11 protein-coding genes are annotated in these 13,652 nt (G+C 71.8%); 6 read left to right on the forward strand and 5 right to left on the reverse strand.

The features are described 5' to 3' along the window. Positions 1-31: 31 nt before the first annotated feature. From EAO75_RS39395 to EAO75_RS39405, 3 genes are all read right to left on the reverse strand, one after another. On the reverse strand, positions 32-1,150 hold the full coding sequence (locus tag EAO75_RS39395) for an LLM class flavin-dependent oxidoreductase (protein WP_147999860.1): 1,119 nt from the start codon (positions 1,148-1,150) through the stop codon (positions 32-34). A gap of 102 nt (positions 1,151-1,252) precedes the next feature. Beyond that, the gene (locus tag EAO75_RS39400; RefSeq protein WP_147999861.1) at positions 1,253-2,023 is read right to left on the reverse strand and encodes an SDR family NAD(P)-dependent oxidoreductase; all 771 of its coding nucleotides are present in this window, start codon (positions 2,021-2,023) and stop codon (positions 1,253-1,255) included. 8 nt (positions 2,024-2,031) lie between these two features. Beyond that, the gene (locus EAO75_RS39405) at positions 2,032-2,937 is read right to left on the reverse strand and encodes an LLM class F420-dependent oxidoreductase (RefSeq protein WP_148000546.1); all 906 of its coding nucleotides are present in this window, start codon (positions 2,935-2,937) and stop codon (positions 2,032-2,034) included. Between the two features lie 323 nt (positions 2,938-3,260). Between EAO75_RS39405 and EAO75_RS39410 the strand changes: the two genes are divergently transcribed. Further along, positions 3,261-4,139: a hypothetical protein gene (locus EAO75_RS39410; RefSeq protein WP_147999862.1), complete on the forward strand. Its 879-nt coding sequence runs from the start codon at positions 3,261-3,263 to the stop codon at positions 4,137-4,139. 95 nt (positions 4,140-4,234) lie between these two features. Here EAO75_RS39410 and EAO75_RS39415 read toward each other — a convergent pair whose 3' ends face one another. Further along, positions 4,235-5,473, reverse strand: a complete 1,239-nt coding sequence (locus tag EAO75_RS39415) for an amidohydrolase family protein (RefSeq protein ID WP_147999863.1) — start codon at positions 5,471-5,473, stop codon at positions 4,235-4,237. 186 nt (positions 5,474-5,659) lie between these two features. Between EAO75_RS39415 and EAO75_RS39420 the strand changes: the two genes are divergently transcribed. The 3 genes from EAO75_RS39420 to EAO75_RS39430 all read left to right on the forward strand — a co-directional run bounded on the left by EAO75_RS39420 (position 5,660) and on the right by EAO75_RS39430 (position 10,573). Further along, positions 5,660-8,620, forward strand: coding sequence for an AfsR/SARP family transcriptional regulator (locus EAO75_RS39420; protein WP_147999864.1), 2,961 nt, complete (start codon positions 5,660-5,662; stop codon positions 8,618-8,620). A gap of 215 nt (positions 8,621-8,835) precedes the next feature. After that, a complete protein-coding gene (locus EAO75_RS39425; RefSeq protein ID WP_147999865.1) occupies positions 8,836-9,030 on the forward strand; it encodes a hypothetical protein in 195 nt (64 codons plus the stop codon). A 181-nt stretch (positions 9,031-9,211) separates the two neighbouring features. Beyond that, positions 9,212-10,573, forward strand: coding sequence for an O-antigen ligase family protein (locus EAO75_RS39430; protein ID WP_147999866.1), 1,362 nt, complete (start codon positions 9,212-9,214; stop codon positions 10,571-10,573). 24 nt (positions 10,574-10,597) lie between these two features. Here EAO75_RS39430 and EAO75_RS39435 read toward each other — a convergent pair whose 3' ends face one another. Continuing rightward, the gene (locus EAO75_RS39435) at positions 10,598-12,163 is read right to left on the reverse strand and encodes a FadD3 family acyl-CoA ligase (RefSeq protein WP_147999867.1); all 1,566 of its coding nucleotides are present in this window, start codon (positions 12,161-12,163) and stop codon (positions 10,598-10,600) included. Positions 12,164-12,258: 95 nt separating this feature from the next. Between EAO75_RS39435 and EAO75_RS39440 the strand changes: the two genes are divergently transcribed. Together EAO75_RS39440 and EAO75_RS39445 are read left to right on the forward strand one after the other, a co-directional pair. Further along, positions 12,259-13,416 carry a lipid-transfer protein gene (locus EAO75_RS39440; RefSeq protein ID WP_187284761.1) on the forward strand — a complete coding sequence of 386 codons (1,158 nt, stop codon included), beginning with the start codon at positions 12,259-12,261 and terminating at the stop codon, positions 13,414-13,416. A gap of 7 nt (positions 13,417-13,423) precedes the next feature. Beyond that, a partial coding sequence (locus EAO75_RS39445; RefSeq protein ID WP_222724019.1) for a Zn-ribbon domain-containing OB-fold protein occupies positions 13,424-13,652 on the forward strand: 229 nt, incomplete at its 3' end.

A 13,652-nucleotide genomic window follows, 5' to 3' on the forward strand; every position in this document is an offset into this window, starting at 1 on the left:
GCCACCAACGACCCGCACCCCGCAACGGCGATTACCCGGCCGCCCGGAACCGGGACGTCCGATGTACGGGATCCGTGTCGATCTTCGGAATCACGTGCTCCCCGATCAACCGAATCGTCCGCAGCGTCTCCTCCTTCGCCACCCCCACCGGAAGCCCGAACGACAACTGATCGGCTCCGGCCTGCTCCCACCGCTTGCACTGCGTGAGCACCTCGTCCGGGTCACCGCAGATCAGCAACTCCTCCTCGATCAGCAGCTCCACGAACTCCGGCGTGTACTCGGGCAGCGTCTCCGGCCACACCGGGAACCCCTCGGGACGGGGGAACGTGTCGTGGTACCGGAACACCAGCGAGGGCAGATAGTGCAGCCCCCCGTTCACCGCGGTCTCGATCGCCTCGGCGTGCGTCGGCGCGCAGATCGCCGTCGTCGTCACCATCACGTTGTCGTTGACGAAGTCCCCGACCGGCTCCGCGTCGACGACCGCCGTCTTGTACTGCTCCAGCACCCACTCCATGTCAGCGACCTTCTGCACGCTGAACCCGAGGACCCCGAGCCCCTTCTTCGCCGCCATGGCGTACGAGGCGGGCGACCCGGCCGCGTACCACATCGCCGGGTGCGACTTCCCGTACGGCTTGGGCAGCACCTTGCGCGGGGGCAGCTGCCAGTGCTTGCCCTGGAAGCCCACGTACTCGTCCTGGAGCCACATCTTCGGGAACTCGGCGATCGTCTCTTCCCAGATCTCCTTGGTGTAGTTCATATCGGTCACGCCCGGTATGAACCCGAGGATCTCGTGCGACCCGGCGCCCCGCCCGCTGCCGAACTCGAAGCGGTTGCCGGTGAGATGGTCGAGCATGGCGACCTTCTCGGCGACCTTCACGGGGTGGTTGACCTGCGCGAGGGGGTTGAAGATGCCCGAGCCCAGGTGGATGCGCTCCGTCGCGTGCGCCAGGTACCCCAGGAACACGTCATTCGCCGACAGATGCGAGTACTCCTCCAGGAAGTGATGCTCGGACGCCCACGCGTACTTGAAGCCGGACCTGTCCGCCTGGATGACGTACTCGGTCTCCTCCATCAGCGCCTTGTGCTCGGCGAGCGGGTCGGTCTCGGCGCGCTTGCCCACGTATCCCTGTACGAACAGCCCGAATTCCAAGGAGGTTCACCGTCCCCGGTCCAGATGTTTCTGACACACCGTCAGTTTTCGATGGGCCGACTGTCGCATCACCCGCATGACGGGTCAATAGCTGATGGCCAGTCAGATGACGCTGACGCCGGCGAGCCAGCCGCCGTCGATCACGAACGGCTGCCCGGTGATGTAGGAGGAGTCTTCGCTCGACAGGAACAGCGCGAGCCGGGCCACTTCCTCCGGCTTGCCGATCCGGCCGAGCGGCACGAGCTTGCGGTACAGCGCGTCCAGGGCCCGGCTCGTCTCCTGCGCGTCCGCCTCCGGGTCCAGCTGCGCCGGGTTGGACATGGCGGTGTCGATCGCGCCGGGGCACATCGCGTTGACCCGGATGCCCCGCGGCGCCAGCTCCAGCGCGGCGACGCGGGTGAGGCCGAGGATGGCGTGCTTGGTGGCGGCGTACGAGCCCACGGCCGCCATGCCCGTCACCCCGGTGTAGGAGGCGGTGTTGACGATCGTGCCGCCGTCCTCCATCTCCGGGGCCACGGTCTTGATGCCGAGGAAGCAGCCGACCTGATTCACCCGCACGACCTGCATGAACTCATCCAGGGGCGTGTCGACGAGGGAGTTGAACCGCAGGATGCCGGCGTTGTTCACGAGCCCGTCGACACGGCCGTACGTCTCCTTCGTGGCCGCGAGCGCGGCGCGCCAGTCCTCCTCCCGGCCGACGTCGAGGTGGACGTAGTGCGCCCCCAGCTCCTTCGCCAGCGCCTGGCCCTGATCGTCGAGCACGTCGGCCACGACGACGCTCGCGCCCTCCGCCACGAACAGCCGCGCCTCCCGCTCCCCCTGTCCGCGCGCGGCACCCGTGACGATGACCGTCCGTCCGTCCAGCTTGCCCATGGGTCTCCCTAGTCGAGGCGGGGCGCGACCTCGGCCCCGAACGCGGTGATCTGGTCGACGAGCTCGCTGCGGCCCCGGCTGCGCAGCCGCACCTGGATCTGGTCCACGCCCATCGCCCGGTACGCCCGCAGCGACTCGGCGAGGGCCTCCGGCCGCCCGGTCAGCGTCCGGCGCCCCACGTCCCAGGCGGGCGTGCCGACGTACAGGGGCTCGGCGATGGCACCGACGGTGTACGGCCCCTTGATGCCGGCCTCCTCCCTGAGCCGCCGGATCCGCGCGATCTGTGCGGGCAGCCGGTCGCGCGGGTCGCCCTGCGGCAGCCAGCCGTCGCCCTTCAGCGCGGCCCTGCGCAAGGCGGCCGGGGACGATCCGCCGACCCAGACCGGGACGCGTTCCTGTGCGGGGCGCGGCAGCTGGCCCAGGCCCTCGAAGTCGTGGAGCTTGCCGTGGTGTTCGGGGAACTCGTCCGGGCCGAGCGCGGCGCGCAGGGCGTCGATCGTCTCGTCCAGCACGAACCCGCGCCGCTCGAAGTCGACGCCGAGCACCTCGAACTCCTCCTGTACGTGCCCGGCCCCGACGCCGAGGATCAGCCGCCCTTCGCTGAGGTGGTCGAGGGTGGCGTACTGCTTCGCGGTCAGCAGGGGGTGGCGCAGGCCGACGATCGCGACGTGACTGAGCAGGCGTATGCGCTCGGTGGCGGACGCCAGGAAGGCCAGCGTGGCGACCGGGTCGTACCAGACCGTGCTCATCGCGGAGGCCAGACGGCGCGGGATGGCCACGTGGTCGCAGGCGGCGACGTAGGCGAAGCCGGCGCGGTCGGCGGCGCGGGCGATGGCGACGAGGTCGTCGGGGCCGGCACCCGCCTCCCACGACTCCGCGTAGATCGTGCTCTGCGACTGGACGGGGAGCTGCATCCCGAACAGCGTCCGCCCGTCCGGCGGGACTTGGATGGACACGCATCCTCCTCGGACTCCGGAGTTTCAGGAACTGACGGACCGTCACCTTCGTGCTCGGGCGCCATCGTCCGGTCTGGCGCCGCAACAGACAAGGGTCGGGGCGGCGCTCTCTGTATCGGCGGCGCCCGGAATATTGCGACCTTCGTGCGATTGACCGGGGTCCGTCCGGTTCGTGTCTCAGGCGTGTCACCGGGTGAGGGCGGCCCGAGCGGGGCTCGTACTGGGTGGCGGCTCGGGAGGTCCGGGCCCCGCAACACGGTCCGAAACACGGGGAGTCCGAAATGATCCGCAACCGCATCGCCGCGATCGCCGCCACCACAGCCGCCGCGGCCCTGCTGCTGACCGCGTGCAACGGCGCCGACAACGCCGCCTCCGCGGCCAAGGAGGGCGCCGGTCTCGCGTTGCAGAGCCTGAACTTCGACAGCGGCACGGCCAAGCAGAACAACGCGGCCCCCGGCACCGGCGACTGGGCCACGAGCCCGGGCAAGCCCGCGAGCAAGCCGGTCGCCAAGAAGTGGGTGCAGCTGAGCGCGTCGCAGGCGGGCGACCTGAACCCGGTCGTCGTCAACGGCGCCGGATTCACCCTCTACCGCTTCGACAAGGACACCGCGGACCCGTCCAAGTCGAACTGCTCCGGCGAGTGCGCCACCACCTGGCCGCCGGTCCTGGTCGCCCCCGGCGGCAAGATCTTCATCGACGGTGTGAACAAGTCCGACGTCGGCGTGGTCAAGCGGGACGACGGCAACCTCCAGGTGACCGTCGGCGGCTGGCCGGTCTACCGCTTCAGCAAGGACCTGAAGCCCGGCGACACCAACGGGCAGGGCGTGGGCGGCACCTGGTTCGGTGTGACTCCGGACGGGCAGAAGGCGGGCGCCGCCGCCGAGCAGCCGGAGCAGGGCGACGGGAGCTCCGCCGCCCCCGCGACCAGCGTCACGCTCTCCGACGAGATCAACTTCGGCGACCCGTCCGAGGGCCTGGCCGGCGCCGGGTGCCAGAACGTCGGCCGGGACGACGCCGCCTCCTCCCTCCAGGCCTCCGGCTCCCTGAAGATCTGGTCCGAGAAGGACTGCAAGGGCGAGTCCAAGGTGGTCCAGGGCAACATCGCCGACCTGGCCACCGTCGGCTTCGACGACACGATCTCATCGGTGTTCCTCGGCTGACGCCACCCGACGACCACACGCGCGCCGCGGTCCCCTCCCGGGGGCCGCGGCTCCGCCATGCACCGCCCGACCACACCCCGCCGCCGACCAGSCAGTCACACACACGCGCCGCCCGGCCACAGCCCGTCGTCGGTCAGCCCCAGCAGTTCGATCGCGTTGCGCCGTACGATCCGGTCGACCACGTCGGCGTCCAGGTGTCCCATCTGTGCCTCGCCGACCTCGCGGGACTTCGGCCAGGTGGAGTCGGAGTGCGGGTAGTCGGTCTCGTACAGGACGTTGCCGACCCCTATCGCGTCCAGGTTCCTGAGCCCGAAGGCGTCGTCGAAGAAGCAGCCGTAGACGTGGTCGGCGAACAGCTCGGACGGCGGACGGTGCACCTTGTCGGCGACCCCGCCCCAGCCCCGGTTCTCCTCCCACACCACGTCGGCGCGCTCCAGGATGTACGGGATCCAGCCGATCTGGCCCTCGGCGTACATGACCTTGAGGTTCGGGAAGCGCTCGAACTTGCCGCTCATCAGCCAGTCGACCATCGAGAAGCAGCAGTTGGCGAAGGTGATCGTCGAACCGACCGCGGGCGGGGCGTCGGCGGAGGTCGAGGGCATGCGGCTGGACGAACCGATGTGCATGGCGACGACCGTGCCGGTCTCGTCGCAGGCGGCGAGGAAGGGGTCCCAGTCCTCGGTGTGGACGGAGGGCAGCCCGAGGTGCGGGGGTATCTCGGAGAAGGCGACGGCGCGCACCCCGCGGGCCGCGTTGCGGCGGACCTCGGCAGCCGCCAACTCGGCGTCCCACAGGGGGATGAGGGTGAGCGGGATCAGCCGGCCCCGCGCGTCCGGGCCGCACCACTCCTCCACCATCCAGTCGTTGTAGGCCCGCACGCACAGCAGGCCCAGCTCGTGGTCCTGCGCCTCGGTGAAGGTCTGGCCGCAGAAGCGGGGGAAGGTCGGGAAGCAGAGCGCGGACTGGACGTGGTTGACGTCCATGTCGGCGAGGCGGGCGGGCACGTCGTACGAACCCGGCCGCATCTGCCCGTAGGTGATGACCTCCAGCTTGATGTCGTCCCTGCTGTAGCCGACGGCGGTGTCGAGGCGGGTCAGGGGCCGGTGCAGGTCCTCGTACACCCACCAGTCGCCGATCGGCCCGTCGTCGCCGGGCCGGCCCATGACGGGCTTGAACCGCCCGCCCAGGAAGGTCATTTCCTTCAGCGGGGCGCGGACTATGCGCGGTCCGATGTCCTGGTACTTCTTCGGAAGTCGGTCCTGCCACACCGTGGGCGGCTCCACCGTGTGGTCGTCGACGGAGATGATCAGGGGAAACGTCGTCTCGGTGTCCATGGCGTCACGGTAGCGCCGATCTGACGGTCCGTCAGCTATGCCGGAGGGGCCGCTGCCGTGCGAAGAGCGCGTGAGGGCCTTGTGATATCCCGCGCGCCTGGCTGTGATCACTCTCTCCACGGCTGACGCATCTGCCATGAACAAGGCAAACTGGCGGAGATGTAAACGGGTCCTAGGGGGACTGCGATGGACGGGGTACCGCGAGTGCCGGAGCAGAGGCGTCCCGCCTCCTCGACAGATGCGGCGGAGCCGGCGGCGGCGCTGCGCTTCGGCGTGCTCGGTCCGGTGCGCGCCTGGCGGGGCGAGGAACAACTTCCGACCGGCTCACCCCAGCAACGCGCCCTGCTCGCCGCCCTGCTGCTGCGCGAGGGCCGTACGGCGACCGCGGCGGAGCTGATCGACGCGCTGTGGGGCGAGGAGCCGCCCTCGCAGGCGCTGGCGGCGGTCCGGACGTACGCCTCCCGGCTGCGCAAGGTACTGGACCCCGGGGTCCTGGTGAGCGAGTCGGGCGGCTACGCGGTGCGCGGGCTGGCCGAGGGCGCGCTGGATCTGGCGGCGGCCCAGGAGCTGGCGTCGGAGGCGGAGAAGGCGCGCAGCGCCGGGGATCTGTGCCATGCGCGGGACGTGCTGGGCCGGGCGCTGGCGCTGTGGGACGGCGAGGTGCTGGCGGGGGTTCCGGGGCCGTACGCCGAGGCGCAGCGCGTCCGCCTGGAGGAGTGGCGCCTGCAACTCCTCGAATCCCGCCTCGACATGGACCTGGAGCAGGGCTGCCACGCGGAGGCGGTCTCGGAGCTGACGGCGCTGACGGCGGAGCATCCGCTGCGCGAGCGGCTGCGGGAGCTGCTGATGCTGGCGCTGTACCGCAGCGGCCGGCAGGCGGAGGCGCTGGCCGTGTACGCGGACACGCGGCGCCTGCTCGCGGACGAGCTGGGAGTGGACCCGCGTCCCGGTCTGAAGGAGCTCCAGCAGCGCATCCTCCAGGCGGACCCGGCCCTGGCGGAGCCGTCGGCACCGGCGGCCGAAGCGCCGTCCGTCCCGGTGCGCCCGGCCCAGCTGCCCGCCACCGTCCCCGACTTCACCGGCCGTGCCACCTTCGTCTCGGAGCTGAGCGAGGTCCTCGCCTCGGCCGAGGGCCGGGTGATGGCGGTCTCCGCGCTGGCCGGCATCGGCGGGGTGGGCAAGACGACGCTGGCGGTGCACGTGGCCCACCAGGCGCGCGCGGCCTTCCCCGACGGGCAGCTCTACGTCGATCTCCAGGGCGCGGGCCCGCGCGCGGCGGAGCCGGAGACGGTGCTGGGCGCTTTCCTGCGGGCGCTGGGCACTGCGGACTCGGCGATCCCGGACTCGCTCCAGGAGCGGGCGGCGCTGTACCGCTCGCTGCTGGACGGCCGGCGGGTCCTGGTGCTGCTGGACAACGCGCGCGACGCCGCCCAGGTACGGCCGTTGCTGCCGGGCACGGAGGGCTGCGCGGCGCTGGTGACGTCCCGGGTGCGGATGGTGGACCTCGCCGGCGCCCACCTGGTCGACCTGGACGTGATGTCCCCGGACGAGGCACTGTCCCTGTTCACGAAGATCGTGGGCGAGGAGCGCGTGGCGGCCGAGCGCGAGTCCGCGCTGGACGTGGTCGCGGCGTGCGGGTTCCTGCCGCTGGCGATCCGTATCGCGGCGTCGCGGCTGGCGGCGCGCCGCACGTGGACGGTGTCGGTGCTGGCTGCGAAGCTCGCCGACGAGCGCCGCCGCCTGGACGAACTCCAGGCCGGCGACCTCGCGGTCAAGGCCACCTTCGAGCTGGGGTACGGCGCCCTGGACCCCGCCCAGGCCCGCGCCTTCCGGCTGCTGGGCCTGGCGGACGGCCCGGACATCTCGCTCGCCGCGGCCGCCGCGGTGCTCGACCTTCCGCCGGAGGACACCGAGGACCTGCTGGAGGCCCTCGTCGACACCTCACTGCTGGAGTCGGCGGCACCCGGCCGCTACCGGTACCACGATCTGGTGCGACTCTACGCGCGTGCGTGCGCGGAACGGGACGAGTGGCCACCGAACGAGAGGGACGCGACGCTGTCGCGGTTGCTGGACTTCTATCTGGCCACGACCGCGCTGGTGTACGAGATCGAGCACCCCGGGGACCGGCTGACCGACGACCTGGAGCCCACCCGCTATCCGGGCCTGAGCTTCTCGGAGGCGACTGCGGCCCTCGACTGGCTGTACACGGAGGCGGGGCAGCTGCTGGCCTGCGTACGGCAGGCGGCGGGCACGGACCGGCTGCCCCGGGCCGTCGATCTGCTCTGGGCGGCGAAGGACCTGACCGAGTCGGGGGCCAACTCGCATCAGTACGAGATGACGGCGCGGGCCACGTGTGAGGCGACGCGGGCCGTGGGCCACGAGCGGGCGGAGGGCCGGGCACGTACGGTCCTCAGCGATGTGCTGCTGGTCTCCGGACGCATTCAGCCTTCCGAGCAGGAGGCCCGCGTCGCCATGGAGCTCGCGGGAAGCGCGCAGGACGCCACCGCGGTGAGCTGGGTGGCCAACAACCGGGGGCTCATCTGCCTGCACGAGGGCCGGTTCGCCGAGGGCAAGGTCTTCTTCGACCAGGCCCTCGAAGGTCTGCGGGCAGCGGGGAACCGGCCCTTCGAGGCCACCGTCCTGGGCAACCTGTCACGGGCCCACCTGGGCATGGGCAACATCGTGAAGGCCGTGGAGATCGCGCAGCGCGGTCTCGCCGTGCACACCGAGATCGGCCGGACGGTACGCCTGGCCAACGGACACTTCGCGCTGGGCGTCGCCCTGACCCGGGCGGGCCGTTACACCGAGGCGCTCAGCCAGTTCTCCGACGCCCTCGGCATCTTCAACGACCATCGGCAGCGGCTCTGGGAGGGCGTCACCCACTTCCGCATCGCCGAGGTGCACGCAGCCGACCGCCGCCCGTCACAGGCCGCCCAGCACGCCGAACAGGCTCTCGCGCTGGGCTGCATCGGCGGGGACCGGATGCAGGGCAACGTGCTGACGCTCCTGGGGCGTTCGCTCGCCGCCCTCGGACAGGCGGACCGGGCCTCGGCGTGCTGGCGTGAGGCGCTCAACCTCTTCGAGCAGAACGGCGCCGCGGAGGCCAACGCGGTGCGCGCACTGCTCAGCTCGGCCGCGGCCGCCTAGGACTGGCCTCCCTGACCTGGGGATTGGGGGCGTTCAGCGTTCGTTTATCGGCGCCCGGCAGTCTCGTACGGGTCAGACCGTCGCGTCGGGGGGCAGGCGGTCCGACCCGGAGCCCGACCGATTACTGTGCGGCTCCGAACGCCCGTCCGGCGATCCGCGGGGGAATCCCCGGGCGGGCGTTCCTCACTCATCACCGAACAGAGGAACACGAGCCCATGAGCGACAAGAAGAAGGACGCGCCCGTCTCTCCGGACAACAACGCGATGCCGAGTGAGCCGGCCGCCGAGGACGAGAAGATCACCACGCTCAACAACGCCATGCCCAGCGGGCCCGCCACCGAGGACGAGAAGATCACCACCCTCAACAACGCGATGCCGGCCGGGCCTGCCTTCGACCTGGGCAAGAAGTAGGCCTCAGCACACGGGGATCGGCCGCGGCGGCTCGGAGGGGGAGCCACCGCGGCCGAGGTGTGTCCGGGGTGCCCGCGGGTCCCGGCGTGAGGCGGGCGCACCAACGCGTCCCCGCAGCCTCTGCGCGCCGTTCCCCCTCCCGACACCCCACCTTCGCACCCGGCCGCCACGCTCGGGTGTCATGGCATCCGAGCAGAGCGCGGCGGTGGGCCCCGGACAGCCGTCGGCGATCGTCAGGTTCGTTGAGTTCGTCCCGCTGGGCGCGGTGGCCGTCGTGCTGCTCGACTCCGCCACGGACTTCTTCCCCGACGACCCGCTCGCGGGGATCCTGACCCCGACGCGGCTCGCCCTGCTGCTCGGCCTGCTGGCCCTCGTGGTCCCTGTACGGGGCCGTACGCGGGCCCGGCTGCGGGACTTCCGGACGCGGCTGGACCTTCCCACAGGGCTGCTGATCGCCGCCTCGGTCGTGGCGACGTATCGCAGCGGACAGCCCACGGCGCCCCTGCGCGGCCTGCTGACCGTCATCGCCTGCTACTACCTGGTCGTGGGCGTGCGCCGCGCACAGCCCGAGTCGTGGCGGGCGATCGGACTCCTCGCGCTGACCGGCGTGGCGGCGGCCGCCACGAGTGCCTTCTCCCAGTTCACCAACGACACCCCGACCGGCTTCTGCCGCACCGGACTGCTCACCGACATCGCCTGCGACGCGGGCGGCGACGGCATCCTCATCCGCGCCACCGGCACCTTCTCGAACCCGAACCTGCTGGCCGCGTTCCTGGTACTGCTCCTGCCGTTCGCCCTGCTCGCCGCCGTCCTTGTGGACGAGCGCACGGCCCGCACCGCCGTCGTCCTGCTCGTGGTCATCGGCTACGGGGCCCTGCTGACCACCTTCTCGCGCGCCGGGTACGTCGCCGGCGCCGCCGGCCTCCTCGTGCTCGGCGGCGCCTACTGGCTGGCGCCCCGCCTCGCCGACCGTGCGCAACGCCGGCTGTTCGCCGCCCTCGGCACACTGGCCCTGCTCGCCGCGGCCGGCGCCATCTGGGCCGTGTCCCGCGCCGGGAACGCACTGGGCGTGCGCGGCCAGGCCTGGGAGGCGGCGCTCGGGCTGGCCGCCGACAACCCCCTCGGCGTCGGACTCGGCCGCTCCGGAGCGGTCATATCCGCCGCCGCGCCCGGCGACCGGGCCTTCGTCCACGCCCACAACCTGTGGCTCAACTGGCTGGTGGAGGCGGGCCCTCTCGGGCTCCTCGCCATCACCGCCGTGGCCGTGATCGCCGTGTCGTCCGCGGCCCGGGCCGCCCGCGCGAAGTCGGTGATCGGCACGGTCGGCCTGGCGGCTCTCACCGGCTTCTTCCTGATGAGCATGATGGACCACCCGGCCAACCTGGACCGGATGGACGCCCTGCTCTGGTGCGCCCTGGCGGTGGTCATGGCGCAGGCCCCGGCCACCTGGCGCGGAACCACCGAGACGCTGCCCGCGCCCGTGCCCACCCAGCTCAAGCGCCCACGGCACGGGGCCCCGCAGCGCATCGGCGCCGCGAGCTGACGACCACCCGGTCCGGCCGGCTCGTCAACTCCTCCCCCGCAACTCCCCCTTGACCACCTTCCCGCTCGCGTTCCGCGGCAGCTCGCCCACGAACTCCACCGTCCGCGGGACCTTGAAGTTGGCCATCTCCCGCCGCGCCCAGGCGATCAGGTCGTCCCCGGTCAGCACGGCACCCGGACGACGCACCACGAAGGCCTTCCCCGCCTCCCCCAGCCGGGGATCGGGTACGCCGATCACCGCGACGTCCGCGACATCGGGGTGCAGGCCCAGCATCTGTTCGATCTCCGCCGGGTACGCGTTGAAGCCGCCGACGATGAACATGTCCTTGATGCGGTCGGTGATCCGGAGGTTGCCCTCGCCGTCCAGCACGCCCACGTCCCCGGTCCGCAGCCAGCCGTCCCGTGTCACCACCTCGGCCGTGGCCGCCGCGTCCTCGTAGTAGCCGTGCATGACGTTGAAGCCGCGGACCAGGACCTCGCCGGGTTCGCCGGGCGGGGCCTCGACGCGGACCTCGGTGCCCGGTATCGCGCGGCCCGACGTCGACGCGATCACCGTCGGGTCGTCGCCGCGCCGGCACATCGTCACGATGCCGCTGGCCTCCGACAGGCCGTACGCCGTCAGGACCGTCTCCACGCCCAGTTCCCCGCGCAGCCGCTCCACCAGCCGCAGCGGCACCACCGCCGCGCCGGTCACCACCAGCCGCAGCGCGGACAGGTCGTGCGTGTCCCGTGCCGGGTGGTCAAGGAGCGACTGATGCAGCGTCGGCGGCCCCGGCAGCACCGACACCCGTTCCGCCGCGATGTTCGCCAGCGCCGTGCCGACGTTGAACACCGGCTGGGGGATCATCGTCGCGCCCCGCATGAGGCAGGCGATCACCCCGGCCTTGTAGCCGAAGGTGTGGAAGAAGGGGTTCACGATGAGGTAGCGGTCGCCCTGTCGCAGGCCCGCCAGGTCGCTCCACACCTCGTACGCCCGCAGCGTCTGCGCATGCGTGATCACCGCGCCCTTCGGGCGGCCCGTCGTGCCGGACGTGAAGACGATGTCCGACGCCCAGGAGCCCTCGACGGCCTCGGCACGCGCCCGCACCCGCGCCTCGCCCACCGCGTCCCCGCTCGCCAGGAAGTCCTTCCAGGTACGGAAGTCCGCCGGGGCGTCGTCGGACAGCACCACCACCTGCTCCAGCTCCTCCAGCCCCGGCCCCTCCGCGACCGCCCGCCGCAGCGACGCCACATACGACGTCCCCAGGAACGTGCCCGTCACGAACAGCAGCCGCGCCCCGCTCCTGCGCAGCACATCGGCCGCCTCCCCGCCCTTGAAGCGGGTGTTCAGCGGCACCAGCACCGCCCCCGCCGACACCGCGCCGAGCGCGGCCGTGATCCAGTCCAGGGTGTTCGGGGCCCAGATGGCGACCCGGTCGCCGGGCTCGATGCCGTTCGCGACGCACGCCGCCGCGGAGCGCTCGACGCGGGCACCGAGCTCGGCGTACGAGATCCTCGTACGGCCCTCCACGACCGCCTCGACGTCCGCGTACCGCCGGGCCGCGGACCGGACGAGTTCCGGGATGCTGCCCCACTCCAAGTCACCGCGCACCACAGCCTCCAGACCCACTAGCTGACTACCCGTCAGATTAGCTGTAGCCTGACGCCCTGTCAGCAGCCGCTTCAGCATGCGGAGGTGCGCGCAGCATGTCGTCAGGCATCGGCCTCAAGGACGCCACCGCGATCGTCGGCATAGGACAGACCCCCTTCGCCAAACGGCTCGACGAGGACGAGAGAACCCTCGCCTGCCGTGCCGTCGTCGCCGCTCTGGACGACGCCGGAATATCCCCGGGCGAGGTCGACGCACTCGCCAGCTACACCATGGAGGAGACCGACGAGGTCGAGCTGGCGAAGGCCGTCGGCTTCGGCGACCTCACCTTCTTCAGCAAGGTCGGCTACGGCGGCGGCGGTTCGTGTGCCACCGTCGCGCATCTCGCCGCCGCCATCGCCGCCGGGCAGGCGACGGTCGGGGTGGCCTGGCGGTCGCGGAAGAGGGGCAGCGGGCCCCGGCCCTGGCGCAACACCACCGCCCAACTGCCCACCCCGGCCCAGTGGACCCGGCCCTACGGCCTGCTGCGCCCCGTCGACGAGATCGCCATGCTCGCCCGCCGCTACATGCACGAGTACGGCGCGACGCGGGACCACCTGTTCAACGTCGCCCTCGCCTGCCGGAACCGGGCCAACCAGAACCCGGACGCGATCATGTACGACCGGCCGCTGACCCGCGAGATGTACATGACCTCGCGCTGGATCAGCGAACCCCTGTGCCTCTTCGACAACTGCCTGGAGACCGACGGCGCCCTGGCCTGCGTGATCGTCAGCAGGGAACGCGCCCGCGACTGCCGGCACACCCCCGTCTACGTCCACTCCGCCGCCCAGGGCCTGCCCGCCCAGCACCACGGCATGGTCAACTACTGGAACGACGACCCGCTCACCGGCCCCGCCTGGACCGCCGCCCGCCATCTGTGGAAGCACGCCGACCTCACTCCACAGGATGTGGACGTCGCCCAGATCTACGACGCGTTCACGGCGCTCATACCGCTCTCGCTGGAGGGGTACGGCTTCTGCGGCCGGGGCGAGGGAGGGGCGTTCACGGAGGGCGGCGCCCTGGAGATCGGCGGGCGGCTGCCGATGAACACCGCGGGCGGCGGGCTCAGCGAGGCCTACGTCCACGGGTTCAACCTCATCAACGAGGGCGTCAAGCAGCTGCGCGGCACCAGCACCGCCCAGGTCCCCGGCGCCGCGACCTGCCTCGTCACCGCCGGCGAAGGCGTCCCCACCTCCGCGCTGCTCCTGAGGAGTTGATCGAAGGATGCTCTCCCCCGTCACCGACCCCGACGGCGCCCCCTTCTGGCAGTACGCCGCCCAGGGCGAGCTGCGCGTCCAGGGCTGCGCCGACTGCGGCGAACTCCGCTTCCCGCCCCGCCCCTGCTGCCCGCACTGCCAGTCCTTCGCGAGCGAATGGCGGCGGATGAGCGGGCACGGCCGGATCTGGTCGTACGTCGTCCCCCACCCGCCCCTGCTGCTCGGCGTACTCGGGC

Origin of the sequence: Streptomyces sp. UW30, from assembly GCF_008042075.1 — a bacterium.
GTDB lineage: Bacteria > Actinomycetota > Actinomycetes > Streptomycetales > Streptomycetaceae > Streptomyces.

Excerpts from the sequence above, each read along its gene's own strand:
- EAO75_RS39400 (WP_147999861.1), bottom strand. The coding sequence starts at position 2,023 with ATGGGCAAGCTGGACGGACGGACGGTCATCGTCACGGGTGCCGCGCGC.
- EAO75_RS39405 (WP_148000546.1), bottom strand. The coding sequence starts at position 2,937 with ATGCAGCTCCCCGTCCAGTCGCAGAGCACGATCTACGCGGAGTCGTGG.
- EAO75_RS39410 (WP_147999862.1), top strand. The coding sequence starts at position 3,261 with ATGATCCGCAACCGCATCGCCGCGATCGCCGCCACCACAGCCGCCGCG.
- EAO75_RS39415 (WP_147999863.1), bottom strand. The coding sequence starts at position 5,473 with ATGGACACCGAGACGACGTTTCCCCTGATCATCTCCGTCGACGACCAC.
- EAO75_RS39420 (WP_147999864.1), top strand. The coding sequence starts at position 5,660 with ATGGACGGGGTACCGCGAGTGCCGGAGCAGAGGCGTCCCGCCTCCTCG.
- EAO75_RS39425 (WP_147999865.1), top strand. The coding sequence starts at position 8,836 with ATGAGCGACAAGAAGAAGGACGCGCCCGTCTCTCCGGACAACAACGCG.
- EAO75_RS39430 (WP_147999866.1), top strand. The coding sequence starts at position 9,212 with ATGGCATCCGAGCAGAGCGCGGCGGTGGGCCCCGGACAGCCGTCGGCG.
- EAO75_RS39440 (WP_187284761.1), top strand. The coding sequence starts at position 12,259 with ATGTCGTCAGGCATCGGCCTCAAGGACGCCACCGCGATCGTCGGCATA.